This is a genomic window from Trinickia sp. Z7 (assembly GCF_056498045.1).
In genome coordinates this window covers 178,943-199,470 of record NZ_JAUEQW010000007.1, presented here as the reverse complement: position 1 = coordinate 199,470, position 20,528 = coordinate 178,943, and the positions used below count along the sequence as shown (strand labels likewise).

The 20,528-nt window shown below is 62.0% G+C and carries 17 protein-coding genes, 1 tRNA gene and 2 pseudogenes; 11 read left to right on the top strand and 9 right to left on the bottom strand.

Features of this window, described 5'->3' with window-relative positions; genetic code table 11:
• Nucleotides 1–30: 30 nt before the first annotated feature.
• Complete coding sequence (locus tag QQS38_RS14915; RefSeq protein WP_479646137.1) at nt 31–321, bottom strand: DUF1488 family protein; 291 nt, start codon at nt 319–321, stop codon at nt 31–33.
• Between the two features lie 388 nt (nt 322–709).
• Here QQS38_RS14915 and QQS38_RS14910 point away from each other — a divergent pair.
• The 3 genes and pseudogenes from QQS38_RS14910 to QQS38_RS14900 form a co-directional block, all read left to right on the top strand.
• A pseudogene (locus tag QQS38_RS14910) lies at nt 710–814 on the top strand (CoA transferase); the annotation flags it as partial.
• 26 nt (nt 815–840) lie between these two features.
• Nucleotides 841–1,041: pseudogene (locus tag QQS38_RS14905) on the top strand (LysR family transcriptional regulator); the annotation flags it as partial.
• 256 nt (nt 1,042–1,297) lie between these two features.
• The gene (locus QQS38_RS14900; RefSeq protein ID WP_479646136.1) at nt 1,298–2,413 is read left to right on the top strand and encodes an alpha/beta fold hydrolase; all 1,116 of its coding nucleotides are present in this window, start codon (nt 1,298–1,300) and stop codon (nt 2,411–2,413) included.
• 135 nt (nt 2,414–2,548) lie between these two features.
• Here the strand turns inward: QQS38_RS14900 and QQS38_RS14895 are convergent, their stop codons facing one another.
• From QQS38_RS14895 to QQS38_RS14875, 5 genes are all read right to left on the bottom strand, one after another.
• Nucleotides 2,549–3,547 carry a transketolase family protein gene (locus QQS38_RS14895; RefSeq protein ID WP_479646135.1) on the bottom strand — a complete coding sequence of 333 codons (999 nt, stop codon included), beginning with the start codon at nt 3,545–3,547 and terminating at the stop codon, nt 2,549–2,551.
• The gene (locus QQS38_RS14890) at nt 3,544–4,389 is read right to left on the bottom strand and encodes a transketolase (RefSeq protein ID WP_479646134.1); all 846 of its coding nucleotides are present in this window, start codon (nt 4,387–4,389) and stop codon (nt 3,544–3,546) included. Before QQS38_RS14890 ends, QQS38_RS14895 begins: the two co-directional genes overlap by 4 nt.
• 36 nt (nt 4,390–4,425) lie before the next feature.
• Nucleotides 4,426–5,751, bottom strand: a complete 1,326-nt coding sequence (locus QQS38_RS14885; RefSeq protein ID WP_479646133.1) for an MFS transporter — start codon at nt 5,749–5,751, stop codon at nt 4,426–4,428.
• A 150-nt stretch (nt 5,752–5,901) separates the two neighbouring features.
• Nucleotides 5,902–6,651, bottom strand: a complete 750-nt coding sequence (locus tag QQS38_RS14880; RefSeq protein WP_479646132.1) for an SDR family NAD(P)-dependent oxidoreductase — start codon at nt 6,649–6,651, stop codon at nt 5,902–5,904.
• A gap of 114 nt (nt 6,652–6,765) precedes the next feature.
• Nucleotides 6,766–7,653 carry a LysR substrate-binding domain-containing protein gene (locus tag QQS38_RS14875; protein ID WP_479646131.1) on the bottom strand — a complete coding sequence of 296 codons (888 nt, stop codon included), beginning with the start codon at nt 7,651–7,653 and terminating at the stop codon, nt 6,766–6,768.
• A gap of 307 nt (nt 7,654–7,960) precedes the next feature.
• Between QQS38_RS14875 and QQS38_RS14870 the strand changes: the two genes are divergently transcribed.
• The 4 genes from QQS38_RS14870 (at nt 7,961) to QQS38_RS14855 (ending at nt 12,568) form a co-directional block, all read left to right on the top strand.
• The gene (locus QQS38_RS14870) at nt 7,961–9,499 is read left to right on the top strand and encodes a sugar ABC transporter ATP-binding protein (RefSeq protein WP_479646130.1); all 1,539 of its coding nucleotides are present in this window, start codon (nt 7,961–7,963) and stop codon (nt 9,497–9,499) included.
• A 33-nt stretch (nt 9,500–9,532) separates the two neighbouring features.
• Nucleotides 9,533–10,528 carry an ABC transporter permease gene (locus QQS38_RS14865; RefSeq protein ID WP_479646129.1) on the top strand — a complete coding sequence of 332 codons (996 nt, stop codon included), beginning with the start codon at nt 9,533–9,535 and terminating at the stop codon, nt 10,526–10,528.
• A 30-nt stretch (nt 10,529–10,558) separates the two neighbouring features.
• Entirely contained in the window at nt 10,559–11,575 is a 1,017-nt protein-coding gene (locus QQS38_RS14860; RefSeq protein WP_479646128.1) for a substrate-binding domain-containing protein, read from the top strand.
• A 96-nt stretch (nt 11,576–11,671) separates the two neighbouring features.
• Nucleotides 11,672–12,568: an amidohydrolase family protein gene (locus QQS38_RS14855; protein WP_479646127.1), complete on the top strand. Its 897-nt coding sequence runs from the start codon at nt 11,672–11,674 to the stop codon at nt 12,566–12,568.
• A gap of 105 nt (nt 12,569–12,673) precedes the next feature.
• On the opposite strand, the gene QQS38_RS14850 is transcribed toward QQS38_RS14855, so the two are convergent.
• Nucleotides 12,674–13,183, bottom strand: a complete 510-nt coding sequence (locus QQS38_RS14850; RefSeq protein ID WP_479646126.1) for a DUF1269 domain-containing protein — start codon at nt 13,181–13,183, stop codon at nt 12,674–12,676.
• 390 nt (nt 13,184–13,573) lie between these two features.
• Between QQS38_RS14850 and QQS38_RS14845 the strand changes: the two genes are divergently transcribed.
• Both QQS38_RS14845 and QQS38_RS14840 read left to right on the top strand, forming a co-directional pair.
• Nucleotides 13,574–14,656, top strand: coding sequence for a type IV toxin-antitoxin system AbiEi family antitoxin (locus tag QQS38_RS14845; protein ID WP_479646125.1), 1,083 nt, complete (start codon nt 13,574–13,576; stop codon nt 14,654–14,656).
• Nucleotides 14,653–15,516: a nucleotidyl transferase AbiEii/AbiGii toxin family protein gene (locus QQS38_RS14840; protein ID WP_479646124.1), complete on the top strand. Its 864-nt coding sequence runs from the start codon at nt 14,653–14,655 to the stop codon at nt 15,514–15,516. The genes QQS38_RS14845 and QQS38_RS14840 overlap by 4 nt, the downstream gene beginning before the upstream one ends.
• 202 nt (nt 15,517–15,718) lie before the next feature.
• On the opposite strand, the gene QQS38_RS14835 is transcribed toward QQS38_RS14840, so the two are convergent.
• Nucleotides 15,719–15,805: transfer RNA gene (locus QQS38_RS14835), tRNA-Leu, on the bottom strand.
• Nucleotides 15,806–16,036: 231 nt separating this feature from the next.
• Between QQS38_RS14835 and rnr the strand changes: the two genes are divergently transcribed.
• Together rnr and rlmB are read left to right on the top strand one after the other, a co-directional pair.
• Nucleotides 16,037–18,520 carry a ribonuclease R gene (rnr, locus tag QQS38_RS14830; protein ID WP_479646123.1) on the top strand — a complete coding sequence of 828 codons (2,484 nt, stop codon included), beginning with the start codon at nt 16,037–16,039 and terminating at the stop codon, nt 18,518–18,520.
• A 124-nt stretch (nt 18,521–18,644) separates the two neighbouring features.
• Complete coding sequence (gene rlmB, locus QQS38_RS14825; RefSeq protein WP_479646122.1) at nt 18,645–19,388, top strand: 23S rRNA (guanosine(2251)-2'-O)-methyltransferase RlmB; 744 nt, start codon at nt 18,645–18,647, stop codon at nt 19,386–19,388.
• A 68-nt stretch (nt 19,389–19,456) separates the two neighbouring features.
• Here rlmB and QQS38_RS14820 read toward each other — a convergent pair whose 3' ends face one another.
• On the bottom strand, nt 19,457–20,506 hold the full coding sequence (locus QQS38_RS14820) for an ABC transporter substrate-binding protein (RefSeq protein WP_479646121.1): 1,050 nt from the start codon (nt 20,504–20,506) through the stop codon (nt 19,457–19,459).
• Between the last annotated feature and the right edge of the window lie 22 nt (nt 20,507–20,528).

Here is a 20,528-nt window from a genome sequence, read left to right as displayed (position 1 = left end):
GAAGCGGCGCCTCGGCGAGCGGGGCGCCGCTCAAGAAATCGAATATCGATTCTGTGGGCCGGCGACATACTGCTTTCTGGCAATTTCGAGGAGCCTGTCACGACACTCATCGAAGGCGCCGAGTAGCGAGCGCTCGTCGGTGCCAGCGCCGGGCTGCAGATTTCTGATGATCGCGTCGCCCACCTGAAAGGTGATTTCGCGCGAATTGTCGTATCCCCAGAAACAGACGCAATGCCTAGATGCATCGTAACTGCGGCTGGGATTGGGGAACTCGAGTGCCACGATCAGCCTTTTGTGCGTACGACCGAGGAGTAGCGCCATTTGCTGGCATTCGAATCGATGGAGGCATCGTTTACGCGTCGCTGTTCTGCGCGCAATGCGTCCGCGGTTTCGAGGATAAGCGCTTGCTTTCTACGATCCTGGGTGTACTCGCTCACTCGGGCGGCAAGATTCGGAGTTTGTTGTTTGATCGGTGATCGCATGATGTGTCCTTCCTGGTAGAGGAGGCCACAACGCGCGACCAGCCTAGTCCGACTGTACACCCTTTGGGTGGCGCCGGCGGCTTTTATTATTTGCCGCGGTCATTCTCTAGACATATACAAGAACGTTCGACATTCGCGAACGGCCCTTGGCAAATTGCGGTTGGACCCTGCCGATATACCGTTGATAACTTGTCTCCCAATAGAAAACCCGCTTTGGAGACAGCACGATGAGTGGCCCGCTGCATCATATTCGCGTCATCGAGATCGGAACGCTTATTGCCGCGCCGTTTGCCGCACGCCTCATGGCCGAATTCGGCGCCGACGTAATCAAGAAATCTCTTTCTGACGGTGCACGAGGAGGGCACGCATGGGCGTAGGCGTGCTCCCGCTGAAGGTCTATCAGATCATGGGCCGCCCGCTGGGGCTGGCCGCGGTCGCACTCGAAGACGATTGGGCGCGGTGCGAACTGATGCTCGTCGTGCGCGATGTCGATGCTTTGTCGCCCGTCAGCCGCTTGCTTTTCGATCATCTGCGTTGCGCGCAGGCCGCGCAGGGCTGAGCGGCGTTGCATGGGATGACGAGCCGGCAAGTGTACGAGCACGCGCAAAGCTGACGCAAGGATCGCCGGGGTAACGTGCGCTGGGGTAGGGTTGATGTCGATCAATTCGTGTTACCCGGCTACGCAATAAGCTCCAATGCTGTGCGCTGTAGCCCGCCCACTTCCATTTGCGCGGTGTCGTACGGCTGGCGCCCCTATGAACCGAGCCATGCCTGAGACGGTCTCTCTCGGCCGCGTGCCTATGAAAGGAACCGCTATGCCGAAAAAGCAATCGGTCAGATCCAAAGATTTCGCGTTATCGAGCGTACCGGCGTTTTGGCCAATGGCCATGGCGGCCGCCTTGTTCGAGCAGGGCGTGCAGTTGTATGCGAAGAATCTGAAGTTCGTCGATGAGGAAATCAAGATCAACGAGGAACTGAGGCCGTCGATGGCGACGCCCAATCGCGTGCGCCTCGATCTGCGAACCATGGTCCTACGCGAGTATGGGACCCCGGGAGGGATACCCACCCTTGTCAATGCGCCTTATGCGGGCCATACGGCGATGATTGCCGACTATCGGGACGGGCAGAGCTTGGTGCAGACGCTTTTGGCTAACGGCGTGGGCCATGTCGCACTCACCGACTGGAAGCCGGCGACCTACGACATGAAGGATTTCGAGATCGACAATTATCTGGCCGAAATCGTCGTGGCGATCGACGATTTGGGTGGCCGCGTCAATCTCATCGGTCTGTGCCAAGGCGGCTGGGTTTCGGCAATGATCGCCGCGCGGTTTCCCGATAAGGTCAATTCGCTGGTGTTGGCGGGCGCACCTATCGATACCGATGTCGGCGATGCGCCGATTACCCGGATGGTGCATGAGTCGCCGTTGTCCTTCTATGAAGAGTTGGTCGCGCTCGGCGGCGGGCTGATGAAGGGCAAGTTCATGCTTCAAGGCTGGAAGAATATGCACCCCGAGCAGCACTACGTGCAGGAGCAACTCGAGCTTTACGAGCACATCGACGATCCTGTCTATGTTGCAAAAGAAGAAGCGTTCGAAAGTTGGTACGAGAACCCGATCGATCTGCCGGGACGCTGGTACTTGCAAGTCATTGGCCAGCTCTTCAAGGAGAATCGGTTCGCAAAGGGGCAGTTCGTCGGACTCGGGCGCAAGCTCGACCTACGCAACGTCACGTGTCCGGTCTATCTTCTGGCGGGTGCGGCCGACGATATTACTCCGTCGGAACAGGTCCTCGATGCTGAGAAATACCTCGGTACGCCCAAGGAGCGCATCGTCAAGAAGACCGTGCCGGGAGGCCATATCGGATTGTTCATGGGGCAGCGCACGCTTGCGCAATATTGGCCGGAAATCGCGCGATGGGTGATGAAATCGTAGGCCATGCGCATGCGCTCGGGCGATACCGGCGATCATGATCGCTAGGGCGCAGAATCGGCCCTGAGACGGGCCGATCGATCAAGCTCGAAGGCGACAGGGTCGACGGTATCCCTCAACGGCTACCGTGCCCATCGATCAACCGAGCCATCCCTTGATGTTCTCGGACATGACCTCGGTCGAGATGCCATAACGCGCGTGGAGCGTAGGCAGGGCGCCCGCATCGAGAAAGGCATCGGGCAGCGCGATTTGACGGAACGCGCCGGTGAAGCGGGCCTTCACGAGTTCGCATGCGACGGCCTCGCCGAGCCCGCCGATCACGGTGTGGTTCTCCGCCACCACCACCATGCGGCCGCTGCGTTCGGCTTCGCGCAAGATCGTGTGCGTATCGAGCGGTTTGATGGTGGGCACGTGCAGCACGGCGACATCGACACGATCGGCTTCCAGCGCCTTTGCGACTTCGAGCGAGCGCATCGTCATGATTCCCGAGGAAATCAAGAGCACGTCCTTGCCGTCGCGTAGGAGCTTGGCCTTGCCGAGCTCGAAGCGGTAGTCGTACTCGTCCAGCACCGCGGGCACATTGCCGCGCAGCAGCCGCGCGTAGACGGGTCCCGAGTGCGCGGCGATCGCCGGCACCATTTGCTCGATATCGAGGGCGTCGCACGGGTCGATCACGGTCATGTTCGGCATCGCCCGCATCAATGCCAAGTCCTCCGCCGCCTGGTGGCTGGGGCCGTAGCCCGTCGTCAAGCCCGGCAGCGCGCACACGAGCTTCACGTCGAGGTTATCCTCGGCAATGGTTTGGTGGATGAAGTCGTACGCGCGCCGCGTGGCGAAGACCGCATAGGTCGTGACGAACGGCTGCGCACCCTCGTGCGCGAAGCCGGCGGCTGCCCCCATCAGCAATTGTTCCGCCATCCCCATCTGGTAATACCGATCGGGAAACGCTTTCGCGAAGATGTGAAGATCCGTGTACTTGCCGAGATCGGCCGTCATGCCGATGACATCGGCCTTCGTGCGCGCCAACTCCACCAGCGCATGACCGAACGGGGCCGAACGGGTGGCTTGGCCTTCCGCCGCGATGGAGGCGATCATCGCGGACGTTTTGAGTCGGGGTGGTTTTGCAATCGTGCTCATGCGTGTCTCCCAGCGTCGAGTGCTTCGAGCGCAAGTTGCCACTCGTGCGCATCGACTCGAATGAAATGGTTTTTCTCGCGTTGTTCGAGGAAAGGGACGCCGCATCCCATCTTCGTGTCGCAGACGATGATGCGCGGTTGCGGTTTATCGTGCCGGCGCGCGCGCTCGAAGGCGTGCGCCACGGCATCGAGATCGTTGCCGTCGACGCGTTGCACGTACCAACCGAACGCTTCGAGCTTCGGCACGAGCGGCTCGAACGCCATGATCTGCGTGGACGGGCCGTCGGCTTGCTGATTGTTGACGTCGACCACGGCAATGAGATTGGCGAGCTTCCAGTGCGAGGCGGACATCAGGCCTTCCCAAACCGCGCCTTCGTCGAGCTCGCCGTCGGAGAACAGCGTATAGACGAATGCGCCGGAGCCTTTGCGCTTCAGGCCGAGGCAACTTCCGACGGCGATCGTCAGCCCTTGCCCCAGCGAGCCGCCCGACATTTCCATGCCGGGGGTGTAGCTGGCCATGCCCGACATCGGCAGGCGGCTATCGTCGCTGCCGTAGGTTTCGAGTTCATCGGCCGGCAGGATGCCCGCTTCGAACAGCGCCGCATACAGCGCGATCGCGTAGTGCCCGTTCGATAGCAGGAAGCGGTCGCGGCCTTCCCATTCGGGATCTTCGGGCCGGTAGCGCATGGCGCCGAAGTAGGCGACGGCCAACACGTCGGCGATGTCGAGCGCCTGACCGATATACCCCTGTCCTTGCACCTCACCCATCAATAACGCGTTCCTGCGGATTCGATATGCGCGCTCGGCAAGCGAGACCTCCGGCGCGATTGCTCTGTTGTCCATCCAAGACTCCTGTGGGATCGAAAGACGCGCGGCCTTTCAACGATTGACCGACTTCGCCGGAACGAGGAACACGAGCAGCGCGCCCAGCGTTACGGTGAGAGAGATGAAGATCAGGCCCGCGGTGGACTTGCCCGTCAGATCGTTGAGCCAGCCGACGATGGCCGGGGAGAAGAAGCCGGCGAGATTGGCGAAGCAGTTGACGGCGGCGATGCCCGCGGCCGCCGATACGCCGCCGAGCAGAGCGGTCGGCAGCGACCAAAACTGTGAGGACGCGGCGAGAATCCCGGCCGATGCGACGCTCAGGCAGACGATCGAGGCGCCGACGCTACCGAGCAAGGGCAAGGCGGCGAAGCCTGCGACCGAAACGAGCATCGGCACGGCGAGGTGAAAGCGGCGCTCGCGTAGACGGTCGGCGCTCATGCCCACGAGCGGCAGTGCGACGATGGCGCACAGGTACGGAATCGCAGTGAACAGGCCTACCCAGAGCGGGTCCGATACGCCAGCCTTGCGGATGATGGTGGGCAGCCAAAACGTCAGGCCGTATTGACCGAGCACCACGCAAAAATAGATTGCCGCCAAAAGCCACAAACGCCGGTCGCCGATGAATGCTTTGATGGAGCCGTGGGCGGTTTTGCGGGCGTCATCGCCTGCGACATTGCGGGCGAGCAGATGCTTTTCCGCTTCGGTGAGCCACTTCGCGCTTGCGATGCCATCGTCGAGATAGAGCAGGATCACGACGCCGAGCACGAGGGAAGGCAATGCTTCGAGTAGAAACAGCCATTTCCATCCGGTGAGCGCCATCACGCCTTGCAGCGAATGCATGATCCATCCCGACAGGGGACCGCCGAGAATGCCGGCGAGCGGGATCGCCATGAAAAAGATCGACAACGCTTTCGCGCGGCGAGCGCTCGGGTACCAGTAGGTCAGATAAAGAATGACGCCCGGTGCGAAGCCCGCTTCCGCGACGCCCAGCAAAAAGCGAAGCGCGTAGAAGGCCGTCGGCGATTTCACGAAGATGAAGCTTGCGGAAATCACGGCCCACGTCAGCATGATGCGCGCGAGCCACTTGCGCGCGCCCACCTTATGAAGTATCACATTGCTCGGCACTTCGAACAGAAAGTAGCCGAGAAAGAAGACGCCCGCACCCATGCCGTAGATCGTTTCGCTGAATCGCAAATCGCTGAGCATCTGCAGCTTTGCGAAGCCCACGTTGACGCGATCCAGATAGGCGCCGAGATAGCAGAGCATGAGGAACGGAATGATTCTGCGGCTGACCTTCGCGTAGGTTCTAGCCTCGAAGGTCGGCGAATCGCCGTCGGCTGCCGCATCCGTTGCGGGCGATGCCGCGTAGGTGGATTTCATCTTTTGTCTCCTATGGGCCGAGCCCCGGCGCCGTCGATCTACGATCGCTCGCTGCGGCGTCGCGCGCAGCCATGCGCGGGGCGTCGGCTACCCAATTCCCGTGTTGTCCCGGGTGTCAGTCACGAAAGCCGCATCGGCGCGGCGCGCTCGTCAATGGATCAGCATGCCGCCGTTGACGTCCAGCGTGATGCCCGTCAGGTACGTCGATAGATCGCTCGTGAGGAATACGCATGCATTGGCCACATCGGCGGCATCGCCGAGCCGGCCCAACGGTATCCCCTTGATGATTTCCTCGCGCATCTGCGGCGTGAGTTTGTCGCCCGTGATGTCGGTCTGGATCAGCCCCGGCGTGATCGAATTGATGCGGATATGGTCAGGGCCGAATTCGCGCGCCATCGCTTTTGCCAATCCCAACACGCCCGCCTTCGCTGCGCTGTAGTGCGGGCCGCCGAAGATGCCGCCGCCGCGCTGGGCGGAGACCGACGACATGCAAACGATGCTGCCGCACTTGCGTTCTTTCATTGCGGGGATCACGGCTTGCGACATGTAGAGCGTGCCGCGCAAATTGACGTCGACGATGGCGTCGAAATCGCTGCCGCCGATCTCGAGCGTGCGCACGGGTTGTGTGATGCCTGCGTTATTGACGAGGCCGTCGATTCGACCGAAGCGTTCCAGCGTGGCATGCACCGCGGCGACACACGCCGCTTTATCCGTCACGTCGCAGGCGAGACCGAGATGCTCCGTGCCAAGATCGGCCGCGGCGGCTCGAGCGTCTTCCTTGCGCAAATCGATCACGACCACGCGGGCGCCTTGTTCGGCCAGCGCCTTCGCCGTTGCCTTGCCGATCCCGCGCGGCGAGGCCGCGCCGGTGACCACGACGACTTTGTTCTCGAGCAACATCGATTGTCTCCTGTGTGTTGATTGGTGCCCGTAGTTTTCGCTGAAGGGGCGGCCGAAACAACGCGGAAACGCTCAACCATCGCTGAGAAAAATTCAGATGACGATGGGCGATGCTTAGGAGCGCGCCGAAGCCTCGCGCTCCATCCAAGCGAGAAACCGTTCGACGCGGGGTAGATCGGCGTTTTGGTTCGGGTAAACGAGGTGATGTGCGCCCACTTCGACCGCCTGCGCTTGATCGAAAACCGGCACCAATAGTCCCTCGCGGATTTTCACCGAGGCAAGCATCAGGCTTTCGAGTGCAATGCCCAAGCCCAGCGCTGCCGTTTCGATCGACATGTACGAGCGGTCGAAAGAGAAGTCGAAGGTCTTCTGCGCCGCTGGCACGCCGGTTCGGCCGAACCATTGCTTCCACTGGACGAGCGGCGTCTCCGAATAGATCAGGCGATGCGTGAGCAAATCGGCGGGGGTGCGCACGGGGTTGCGTTCGAGGTAGCTGGGCGAAGCCAGCGGGGCGATGTACTCGCCTCGAATCGTCCTCATTTCGAGGTTGCTCCAATTGCCGTAGCCGTGCCGAATGTCGACGTCGTAGTAGCCGTTCGAGAATGAGATGTCCTCATACGAACACGCCAGATTCAGTTGGATGTCGCCGTTCGCCTCTTGGAACGAGGACAGTCTCGGCAGTAGCCACATCAGCCCGAAGCTCGGACTGGAATGCACGCGCAGGATGTCCACTTCCCTGCGGCTCGATGCTCGTTCGGTCGCGCGGCTCAAATCGGCCAGAGAACCCGTCACGTCGGCAAGGTAGCGTTCGCCGGTAGGCGTCAGCGCGAGGCCGCGCCCGGAACGTTGGAACAACGGTCGACCGATGATCGACTCCAAGTTGCTCAATTGGTGGCTCACGGCCGAAGCCGTCAAGCCGAGCTCCTCGGCCGCGCGGTTGACGCTTTTGGTTCTCGCGACGCTCTCGAACGCGATGATGGCTTTGAGCGGTGGAATACGCATCGTGAAATATTTTTCAGCCTTAGTTGAACGAAACCGCGTTGCTTGCCCGCGGTGCACGCTGCCATTCTCTGCCTACACCAGACAGACACCAATGACGCGGCGCACAACCGCGCAGGAGACATTGATGCATTATCCGCATTTCGCTTCGATCGCGCGAACGCGCCGACGCTAGGCTCGCGGACCGTTCGGCTCGGCTTCCACCGGGAAAGCCGGTTCACGTTCCGCGAGTTCCAATCCCCCGCTCGAATCATTTGCGCGCCTGCCGCAGGGCGCCGCGCGCCCCGCCTATCGCGATGGGAGACTTTGAATGACGCAACCGCCGTACGTGTTGTCGGCGCGCTCGATCGTAAAAAGCTTCGGCCCGACGAGCGTGCTGAAAGGGTGCGATTTGTCGATTGCGCCAGGCGAAGTGCATGCCTTTCTCGGCGGCAACGGCGCAGGCAAGTCGACCTTCATCAAAATCGTCTCGGGTCAGTACGAACCCGATGGCGGAACGCTCGAATTCGACGGCAAGCGGCTAGCGAGAGCGGCCGCCACGCAAGTCGAGGACGGCGCGATTTCGGTCGTGAACCAGGAGCTCGCGCTACTGCCGCATTTGTCGGTCGCGGAAAACATCGCGATGCCGCGTTTGAGGCGAGCGGCGCAAAAGTACAGTGAACGTGCGTCGACCGCGATCGCGATCGACGCGCTCGCGCTGATCGATCCGCGCTTTGCGCACGACGTGGCCGCCCGTTTGGTTGGCGATCTGACGTTGCACGAGCGGCAACTCGTCGAGATCGCGCGTGCGCTCGGCTCGGGCGCCAAGCTTTTGCTGCTCGACGAGCCCACTGCGAATCTGACCGCGGCGGAGACTGCACGCCTCTTTGGGGTGATACGACGGCTCGTGAAAGAGACAGGCCTCGCCGTGCTCTTCGTCTCGCATAGGATGCGCGAGATTCGGCAGATTGCAGACGTCTGCACGATCATTCGCGACGGTAAAACCTCCGTCGATCGGGTAGCGCTGAGCGCGATCGCGGACGGCGAAATCATCGAGTGCATGGGGCAGAGCGTTGCAGCGGAAGATCATTCGCGCTCGCAAGCGCCGGCACGAACTCAAGCGCAAGCGAGCGCATCGTCGGGCGCGGGCACGGCCCGGCACGCGACGCGGGGCGATGCGTTCGCCCTCGCGTGCGCGGGCATCACACTGACGATTCCCCCCGGTTCGATCGTCGGGCTGGCTGGCGCGCCGACCGGTCCGATCGCGTTGATCGAAGCATTGACCGGACAAGCGCTTCACCGCGAATGGTCGATCACGCGTAACGGCGCACCGATGAGATACGCGAGTTGCGCCGCGGCGGCGCGCGCCGGCATCGGCTTCGTTTCGGGCGACCGTGCGAACAAGGGCATCCTCGCCACGCTGCCGATCATCGACAACCTCATGGCTGCGCGGCGCATCGTCGAGCGTCGCGGTATCGCACGCGCGGACGAAGCGCAGCGAGGCGCACGCTTGATCGAAGCGCTGAACATCCGCGCGCGCTCGCTGTGGGATCTGCCTGCGACGCTGAGCGGCGGGACGCAACAGAAACTGCTGATTGCGCGCTGGTTGCCGCTCGAACCTAAGTTGCTGGTGCTGGAAGAGCCGACACGCGGCGTCGATATTCGCACCAAGCGCGAGATCTACGCCTTGATCCGCGAGCTGATGGTGCAAGGAACCTCGGTGCTTTGGTGGTCGACGGAATACATCGAGCTCGTTGAGTTGTGCGAGCGGGTGTTGACCTTCGATCTGGACGGTCGCCCAACGGGTGTGCTGAACGACGCCGAGGTGAACGAAACAGAACTCGCCCGCGCGACGGGCATGGCGGCCTAGGGCCGCGCCTCGCTATTCCAATCGGAGACAACGATGAAGTCGGTCACCCATGCACTTGCTGGCGAACGAGAGCAACCGCGCGGGTACGCGCGGCGCCTGCTGTCGACGTACCGCACGGAAATCGCGATAGCGATCGCCATCGTCATCGTGGAATTGGCGGTCGGCGCGCTCGTGCCGGCGGCACTGTCCGGCGGCAATATCGCCAACGTCATGCAGGCCTGTGCGCCGCTCACGATCATGTCGTTCGGCGTGCTGCTCGTCATCATCACGGGCGGTATCGATCTTTCGGTCGGCTCCGTGTTCTCGTTGACGGGCATGGTGACGGGCCTTGCCATGGCCCATGGATATGGCGCGATCGCAAGCAGCTTGGGCGGTCTTTCGGTGGGCTTGCTCATCGGCGCGATCAACGGAGCGCTCGTCACCTTCGTGGGCCTCGCCCCGTTCGTCGTGACTTTGAGCACCTATGCCATCGCCGCAAGTTTGGCGTTCATCGTCACGAACGGCAATTCGCTGCCGATCTCCAATCCCGATTATTGGCTGCTCGATGCCGGCATGCTGGTGCCGGGCGTGCCCAACTATCTGCTGTGGTGCTTGCTGTTGCTCGTTGCGATCGAACTGTCCCTGCGCAAGCTCGTGGCCGGCCGCTGGTTGTACGCGGTCGGTAGCAGCAGCGCCTCTGCGCGGGTGATCGGCATTCCGGTCGATCGCGTGCGGCTTGCCGCCTATCTGCTATCGGGGCTGCTGGCGTCGTTCGCCGGCATCGTCAGCGTGTCCTACGTGAGCAATGCCGAGGCGACGGCCGGCGCGAGCCTGATGCTGCAGGCGATCGCGGCCGTGGTGATCGGCGGAGCGAGCCTATTCGGCGGGACGGGTTCCGCGGTCGGCGCTCTGCTGGGTTCGCTGATGATCACGGTCATCCAAAACGGCGCCAACCTGATCGGTGTGAACAGCTTCTGGCAGGGGGCCGTGACGGGTGTCGTCATTCTGATCGCGGTGCTGGTGGACCGCATGACCAAAGCGCGGCGCTAAGCCGTATCAACGAGGATAAAGGAGACGAGCATGAACCTCATTCATTCGAACGACGGTGGCGGAGCGAGAAGGGCGTTGAAAGGCCTGCTAGCGGCAACTGCGTTGCTGGCCTGCGCGGCTTTGCCCCAAACGGCGCTCGCGCAAAGCAGGCCGACCGTTGCTTACATTGCGCCCTCGCTGGATATTTCGTACTGGCAATGGGTGGCTTACGGCGTCAAGCAGCGGGCTCAGGAATTGGGCATGAACTACGTGGAACTCACCTCGGAGAACTCGCCCGCGAAACAAATGGACAATGTGCATACGGCGCTCACGCGCGGCGTGAGCGCGATCGTCATGGGGCCGGTCAGTTCGACCAGCACCCCGCCGGTTCTACGGGTGCTGAAGGAAAAGTCGGTGCCGATCGCATTTGCCGGCATCGGGCCGGCGCCGGGGCAGACGGACTTCACCTCGGCCGTCACGGCCAACAACTATGAAACCGGCAAAGCGCAGGGCGCTTACGTCTGCAAGTTGGCGAAGGAACGCGGCGGCAACAAAATCGCGATGTTGTCGTTGCCGCTCGACCGGGAAAATGCGCAGAAATACATGTCGGGTGCGAAGCAATCCTTCAAAGCGGATGGGTGTGACCTGGTCCAGGTGCTGCAGACGCACGGCCTGACCGTCAATGAGGCGATCGCCCAGGCCAATGACGTGCTGACGGCACACCCGGATATCAAGGCGATTTACGGCATGTACGATGAAGCCGCGATCGGTGCGGCGAAAGCGCTGCAAACGCGAGGTCTGACGGGCAAGGTAGCGGTCGTCACCGCCGACGGCAGCCCCACCACCATCCATCTGTTGAGAGAGGGCGCGATCCAAGGCGTGTTTCTGCAAGAAGCCGTTGGCCAGGGCATAGACGCGACCACGCAGGTCTTCAACGCACTGAACCACAAGCCCACGACGCGAGAAGTCGCATTGAACGAACCGCTCGTGACGCACGACACGATCGATCAGTCCGATGCACAAGCGAAGCTCAAGCGTGTCTATCCGCCTTCGGCCGGCAGCTATTGACCGATCGGCGGCTCGATCGATCGGGTGATGTGCGGCCGCCGCGCGTTGGCGCGGCGGCGCTTCGTTCGCCGCGAAACGACAAGTTCAGGAGAAGTCATGGAAAGTTTGCCCATCATCGATCCGCATCACCACCTCTACGATCTGCGCACGGGGAACTATCCCTGGCTGCAGGGGCCGATGCTCGAACGCGTGTTCGGCGATTATTCGGCGATTCGCAAAGACTATCTAATCGAAGACTTCTTGGCGGATATCCGGCACCAGAACGTGGTGAAGACCGTGCACCTGCAGGTCGAGTACGACCACAACGATCCCGTGGCCGAAACGCGCTGGCTGCAAAGCGTCGCGAACCGTCATGGCTATCCGCACGGCATCGTCGCTTTTGCCGATCTCGCTTCGAGCAGCGTGCAGGCGGTGCTGGAAGCGCATTGCGAATACCCCAACGTAAAAGGCATTCGGCAATGCTTGAACTTTCATCGCGATCCGGTGAAGACGTTCATCGACGATCCGCATCTCATGAGCGAGAGCCGTTGGCGCCGCGGCTACGCGCTTCTCGAGCGCTACGGCCTATCGTTCGATTTGCAGCTCTATTACACGCAGATGGACGAGGCGCTTGCGCTCGCACACGATTTCCCGAACACGCAGATGGTGCTCAATCATACGGGCATGCCAGTCGATCGGGCCCCCGAGGAAATCGAAGGATGGAAGCGGAGCATGAAGCTGCTGGCCTCTGCGCCCAACGTCTCGTGCAAGATATCCGGGCTGGGCATGGGCGATTGGAATTGGACCGTCGACAGCATTCGACCGTTCGTGCTGCACGCGATCGAAGCGTTCGGCGTAGAGCGATGCATGTTCGCGAGCAACTTTCCGGTCGACAAGCTCTTTAGCAGCTATGACGATGTATTCAACGCGTTCAAAGCGATTACGAAGGATTTTTCCACCGGGGAGCGGCATGCGTTGTTCCACGACAATGCCGAGCGCGTGTATCGGTTATGAGTTGGGCGGGGCCTTGCCGGGGCCGGAGAGAGGCAGTCGCCAGTCCGACGGTTTTGGCATGGAGTCAGCGTTACCCTCACGGTGCGCGCTATCCGTGATGCAGCATCATGGGAAGATCGGCGTCGTGGGCTCGGCGCCGCGCGGGTCGGCTTGGGGAAAGTGTTGCGCCACCAGTTGCTCGATCTCTTGCTCGCGCGACGCGGGCACGTCGGCCATCAGCAACAACTGACCATCGCGGATGGCATCGCGAAAGCGAGCGAGTCTCGTGTTCGGCTCGTCTACACCGATCATCGAAGCCGTCCAGGCCCCGAATCCGGCTCCCGCCAACGTCACTGCCACGACTGCGCCGCCCGCGATCGTGAGTCCCGCCGGAGGAAACACGAGCGCCACGAGGCCGAGAAACGCGCCCGTCGCGCCGCCGAGCGCAACCCCGCGTTCGAGCGCGTGAACCACGTCGCTGCTCTGTAGCAAGGAGGCTTCGGGCAGCTGTTCGAGCGTGACGTCGTGGTTCGCGAGGACGTGGATATGATGCCAGGTGATCCTAGAGCGCAACAATTCGTCCACGATGGCTTTCGCGATCGTCGTGTCCGGCACGAGAAAGTAAAGGCGCCTCATGACGTACTCCTTCGATCAAGAGGTCATCGTCCACAGCGAAACGACGAATTCCATCATACGCTCGTCGTGCTCGCTCGACGGTGCGCGAGCGTACGGGCTATGCGCTCGCCTCGCGCCGGGCGGCGGCTTTCGCGTTCAGGAGCAGGCCGCCGCTTCCTTTGCGCCGCGAGTTCTGCAATGTCGTGCCGGTTAGACCTACGGATTGAACGAAGTGGAGCCCAGGACGGATTGCACTAGCTGCGTTTCCGAATCGTTCTCGAAGTAGGGCCAGAACTGACGCGTTCAGATTAGTTCAATGTTCAAAAAGTATGAACGAACGAAAATGTTGAACATATTCTCGCCCTTGTTCATAATGTCTGCATGTTCAATATTTTCGAACGCGCAAAATTCATGAACGACGACCACCAGCATGCCCGACTGCATTTTGACCGGCCCACGGAAGGCCTCGTCGGACAGCTCGTCGCCGCGGCAACCCGGCGTGCGAGCATTCCGCTGCGTGTTATCGATTTCCGTGCGGCCGAGCGAAGTGATGGGCCGGCAGGCGAAGGGGAGCTCACACTGGACTTGAACGGTGCCGCTCAGCAATACTCCCTCGCGGCCCGAGGCCGGATAAGATCGCGGGAGGAGGTGAGAGCTCTAGCTGCAAGGAACCGTACCGCGCCTTTTCCGGTCCTCTTGGCAACGCCCTACCTTACGCTCGCATTGGCAGACGAGTGTGTCGAGCACGACCTGCAGTTCATCGACCTGGCGGGGAATCTGTACGTACACGCATCCGGCCAGTACATGCTGGTAACGGGCAGATCGGCGAATCCGGATATCAAGCGCTTGGCATCGAGATTGGGGAAGCCCGCGAGCTCCGCGAGCGCTTCGGCGATCAGGATGATTTTCGTGTTGTTATCCGATCCGGAAGTGGTGAACCGTCCATACCGGGAAATTGCGGCAGCGTCGGGTGTGGCGCTTGGCACCGTTGGCAGCGTGTTCGACGACCTGCGTGAGCGCGGTCTACTGGCAGGCACGGACGACCGGAGGTTGCTTGATCCTGTCGCGCTAAGGGAAGAGTGGGCTATCAATTATCCGCTTCGCCTGCTGCCGAAGCTCAACGTACGACGGTTCGCAGCAGGCGATCCTTCATGGTGGCAACACGCTGAACTTCCGGCTGGGGAGGCATGGTGGAGCGGGGAAGTTGCTGCCGCAAAACTGACCGGACAGCTCCGGCCGGGCGCGCAGACGCTCTATGTCGAACCTTCGGCAAGACCGGCCGTGACCATGGAACTTGCAAAGCGTCATCGCTTGCGAGCTGATCCCGCAGGCTCATTGGAAATCATCGATGCCTTCTGGCATCTGAACGCGGCACTGGCGGGAAAAGTGACGGCCCCGCCTCTGCTGGTATACGCGGATTTGCAGCGTACGAGGGAGCCTCGAAACGCCGAGGTGGCGGTGTTGATTCGAGACAAAATGGAGCGAGGCGAATGAATCCGCTCCATCTCGAGACGCCGCTGCCCGAGGGGAAACAGGCCGTGCTGATCATCATGGATCGCTTGGCACGGCTAACGAACCTGCAGTATTTCGTTGTCGGTGCAACGGCGCGGGATATTCTGATGTATCACCTTCATGGATTCCCTCTCAACCGCGCCAGTCCCGACATCGATTTCGCGATGGCTATCGAGAGCTGGCCGGCGTTCGAGGCGCTCAGGGCAGCGCTTATTCGAGAGCCGGCCTTTCAGCCGGACGCTAAGGTTCTGCATCGGCTTCACTATTCACCAGCCGTCGGAGATGGCTTTCCGATCGATCTGGTCCCGTTCGGCGGCGTCGAGATTTCTCCCGCGCAAGTGGCGTGGCCTCCGGACATGGCAATCGTGATGAACGTAGCGGGCTACGCCGAAGCGCTCGGTAGTGCGGTGACGGTACGCATCGCAGATCATTGCGATATCCTCGTTGCTTCGATACCAGGTCTCGTCATGACGAAATTGATCGCCTGGCTGGACCGTGGGCAGGCCAATCCGAAAGACGCGGTGGACTTCCGGTATCTGCTGGAAAATTACGGTGCTGCGGGCAATGTCGACAGGCTGTACGGAGAAGAGCTGCCATTGCTCGCTGCGTGCGATTATGAGTTCGAGCGCGCCGGTCCGAGATTGCTGGGATTGGATGTTGCATCTATCGCCTCACCGGACAGCAAGCAACAGATCGTCGGCATCCTGATTGATCACGAACTGCATGATCGGCTGGTGATGCACATGCTACGAGGCACATCTCACCGCGGCAGTTCAGTAGAGAAAATCGAGAACCTGCTTGCCGAATTCCGGATCGGGCTGATGGATTGGCCCGGGCCATGACTTCTCGACTGTAATAATGAAAAAAGGCCAGCTAAAGCTGACCTTTTTAAATATGGTGCCCAGGAGAGGACTCGGTCACGCGAGCGCGACCCCGGCTGCGCTTGCAAGCGCAGCCTTTCGAGCCCTCCCGCAAAGTGCGCAGGCACTTTGCTTCCTGGGCGGAATAATGAAAAAAGGCCAGCAAAGCTGACCTTTTTAATCTTGGTGCCCAGGAGAGGACTCGAACCTCCACGATGTTGCCACCGCTAGGACCTGAACCTAGTGCGTCTACCAATTCCGCCACCTGGGCAGGTGTGCGTCTTGCAACAAAGACCGCCATTGTACCGGCCTAAAGTTTGCTGTCAAGCATTTTGCGCGATTCGTGAACGCCCGTTCAAACCGGCCCCCGTTTGACACCCCCACACGAGCCCCCCGTGACCCAGCCCCCAAGCCCGTTCGCCCGCCCATTGGCGGGTGTTAGAATGGCGCGCATTGCCGTGTCAGACGTATCGAGCCGAGAACAATCATCGACAAGCGCCCCTTGAGCAAATACCCGTACCCGATCCCAAGCCGCGAGGAAATCCTCGGCGTGCTGCGCACGAGCGACGCCCCGCTCGCCGCCAACGACATTGCAGAAACCTTGTCGATCAAGCGCCAGGAGCGCGAAGGTTTCTTCAAGCGCTTAGGCGCAATGGAACGCGACGGCCAAATCCGGCTCGACAAGCGCGGCTACTACCAGCTCGCCCATCCGTCCAGCTTCGTGGCCGGCCGCGTGCAAGGCCACCGCGACGGCTACGGCTTCATCATCCGCGACGACGGTCAAGACGATCTATTCCTGCCGAACGCCGAGATGCAGAAAGTCATGCACGGCGATCGCGTGCTCGCACGCATCATCGGCTACGACCGGCGCGGCCGGCCCGAAGGCCATATCGTCGAAGTGACGGATCGCGCCAATAAACGCGTCATCGGCCGCCTGCTCAACGAGAACGGCGCGCTCATCGTCGCGCCCGAAGACAAGCGCATCGGGCACGACATTCTCGTCACGCAGAATACGAAGAAGGCCAAGGTCGGCCAGATCGTCGTCGTCGATCTCACCGATTTTCCGAGCCGGCACTCGCAACCGCTCGGCCGCGTGGCCGAAGTGCTCGGCGATATCGACGACCCGGGCATGGAAATCGAAATCGCCGTGCGCAAATATGGCGTGCCGCATGAGTTCGGCGACAGCGCCTTGGCCGAGGCGGCCGCCCTGCCCGACGAAGTGCGCCCCGGCGATATTCGCCATCGGGTCGATTTGCGCGACGTGCCGCTCGTGACCATCGACGGCGAGGATGCCCGCGACTTCGACGACGCCGTCTATTGCGAGCCCGCCAAAGTTGGCCGCGGCGACGGCTTCCGCCTGCTCGTCGCCATCGCCGATGTGTCGCACTATGTTCGCCCCGATACGGCGCTCGATGCCGACGCCATCGAGCGCAGCACCTCCGTCTATTTCCCCCGCCGCGTGATTCCCATGCTGCCGGAGAAGCTCTCGAACGGACTGTGTTCGCTCAATCCCGACGTCGACCGTTGCGTGCTCGTATGCGACATGCTCATTACCGCGCGCGGCGAGATCAAGGCGTACCAGTTCTATCCCGGCGTGATGCATTCTTCCGCGCGGCTCACCTACACCGAAGTCGCTGCGGTCCTGACGAACACGAAGGGGCCGGAGGCCGCACGGCGCGCCGCGCTCGTGCCGCAGTTGCAAAATCTTTACGGCGTCTACAAGTCGCTGTTCGCTGCGCGCCAAAAGCGCGGCGCGATCGACTTCGACACGACCGAGACCTACATCGTCTGCAATGCGCAGGGCAAGATCGAGCAGATTCTGCCGCGCCAACGCAACGAGGCGCACAAGCTCATCGAAGAATGCATGCTGGCGGCCAACGTTTGTGCCGCCGATTTCATGAAGCGCAACAAGCATCCGGGCCTCTACCGCGTCCACGCGGGCCCGACGGCCGAGAAGCTGGAGAATCTGCGCACGTTCCTGCGCGGCATGGGCCTTTCGCTCGGCGGCGGCGAGACGCCCCACGCGAGCGACTACGCGGCGCTGATGGCGCAAATTCGGGATCGGCCCGATGCGCAAATGCTGCAAACGATGTTGCTGCGCTCGATGCAGCAAGCCGTTTACAGCCCCGACAACATCGGCCACTTCGGGCTTGCGTACGATGCCTACGCACATTTCACGAGTCCGATCCGGCGCTATCCGGATCTGCTGACGCATCGCGCCATCTACGCGATCTTGTCGGGCCAGAAGTATCGGCCGCAAGCGCCGGCAGGCGTGGTGCTGAACACGGCGCTGTCGCCGCGCGCGCGCGCCCTTCAGCAGGCCGACGAGCAAGCGCAAACGCGGCCGCGCTCGCGCGAGAACACGGCCATCTGGGAAGAGCTCGGGCTTCACTGCTCGGCCAACGAGCGGCGCGCCGATGAAGCGTCGCGCGACGTCGAGACCTGGCTCAAGTGCTATTTCATGCGCGACAAGCTGGGCGAGGAGTACGGTGGCATGGTGAGCGGGGTCACCTCGTTCGGCATCTTCGTGCAACTGGACGCACTGTTCATCGAAGGGCTCGTGCACGTGACCGAGCTCGGCTCCGATTACTTCCAATACGACGAGATCAAGAACGAGCTGCGCGGCGAGCGCACGGGCATTCGCTATCGGCTGTCCGATCGCGTGCGCGTGCAGGTGAGCCGCGTCGATCTCGATGCCCGCAAGATCGATTTCCGGCTCGTGCGCGAGGCGGCCATCAAGCCGCCGGCGTCGCCCGGGCGTCCGAGCGCCGCGGTTCGCCCCATCGGCGAGCCGGAAACGGCAGGGCGCGGGCCGCGAGTCCGTACGCTCGCGCCGGCGCCGGCCGAAGGCGCGCGGCGCAAACCGGCCGCGCCGGGCAAATCCGCCGCCGTGGTCGAGGCGCGCGCCGCGCGTTCGCAAGCGGCGAGAAAGCGCAGCCCGGCGTCGAAGGGCGCGCCCAAAGCGCGTTCGCGCAAGAAGGGCTGACGGCCGGCGGCGCGCGGTAACCGGTCAGGGCGTACCGGGCACATTCCATGTGGCACAGCGAGGGCTCGATGCACCGCTGTGCCTTCGCATTTTTGGCTTGAAGCAACACCGATTTCACTCTGCTATGGCACGTTTAAAAGTTTTATACGGATTTCACGCGGTGACCGCGCGCTTGCGCCACGACGCGTCCACGGTCGAAGAAGTGTTTTACGATGCGACTCGGCGCGATCGGCGCATGCAGGATTTCCTGCACACTGCGAAAGAAGCAGGCGTGCGTTTGATCGCGGCCGACGAGACGCGCCTGTGGGGCCTCGCGCATACGGAGCGCCACCAAGGCGTCGTTGCGCGCGCAACCGATCTGCCGCTCGCGCAAAATCTCGCGGAGCTGCTCGACGGCATCAACGGGCCGGCGCTGTTGCTCGTGCTCGATGGCGTGACCGATCCCCACAACCTCGGCGCCTGTCTGCGCGTGGCCGATGGGGCGGGCGCGCACGCGGTCATCGCGCCGCGTGACCGCGCGGTCGGATTGAACGCGACCGCGGCGAAGGTGGCGAGCGGCGCGGCCGATACGGTGCCATACATCACGGTGACCAATCTCGCACGCGCGCTGCGCGAGCTGAAAGAGGCGGGCGTATGGATCGTGGGCACGGCGGGCGACGCGCAAGCGACGCTCTACGAGAGCAAGCTGGACGGCCCTGTGGCGATCGTCATGGGCGCGGAGGGAGAAGGGATGCGCCGGCTCACGCGCGATACGTGCGATGAAGTCATGCGAATCCCGATGTCAGGCACGGTAGAGAGCCTGAACGTGTCCGTGGCGAGCGGCGTGTGCTTGTTCGAAGCCGTCCGCCAGCGCGCGCCCGCGCGCTAGCCCAGAACGGCAGTGCTAGCGCGGGCGCTCATCCGTGCAAGCGGTGCGAAACGCCCGGCGCGCGTCGCTCAACGCTCGATCTGCTGATTCCAGCGCGTATCCCATTGGGCGCGATGCGCATTGATCGCATCCCAGTCGACGACGGTCACTTTATGAACGAGCTCGTCGATGTTGCCAAGGCTTTGCTGCATCGATGCGGGCATCTTCGCCTGACGGTTGGTCGGGATCTGCTTGCCCGCTTCGGCGGCTTTCTCTTGCGCGGGCGCCGACAGCAAAAACTGCGCGAGCTTTTGCGCAAGCTTCTCGTCGGGATTGTTTTTCACGACGCAGACGTCGACGAGCAACAGCACCGGCCCTTCTTTGGGGCTGACATAGGCGACGGGCAAGCCCTTGTCCTGCAAGTCGGCAACCCCCGTCGGCGTGAGCGGGAACAAGCCGGCTTCGCCCGTTTGCACCATCTCGGAGATCTTCGCCGAGTTCGGGATGTACTCGACGACATTCGGTCCGACCGTGCTCGCCCATTTAGTGAACGCCGGCTCGACGTTGGTCTCGCTGCCGCCCCAAAGCCGGTTCATCGCCAAGAATCCGTGCAAGCCGAAGGTGCTGCTCGATGCCGATTGGAAGACGACCTTGCCCTTGTATTTCGGATCGGCGAAATCGAGCCATGAGGTGGGCGGCGCCCAGCCTTTCTCCGCGAACAGCTTCTTGTTGTATGCGATGCCCGTCATGCCCAACTGCACACCGGCGCCGATGTCGTCCTTCGTGCGGGCGAACGGGTAGAGCTGTTTGAGTTCGGCCGAGTCATCGAGCTTTTCGCAAACGCCCAAACTCACGGCGCGGGCCATCACGCCATCGTCGAGAAACGCGACGTGAACTTGCGGATGATTGCGGTTGGCCAGCAGCTTGGCGAGGATATCCGATGACGTGCCCGGCACGACGACGACTTTCGTATCGTTGGCATTCTCGAACATGGGCAGCACTTGCGACGTGTAGGCCTTTTCCATCGGCCCGCCGTTCATGCCGATGTAAATCGTCTTCGATTGCGACCATGCGGGCGTTGCGGCCACGCACGCCCCGGCCAACATTGCCGTGGCCGTTAGGGTTCGGAAAGCATTCATTGAGGTCTCCTGGTGAAAAGGC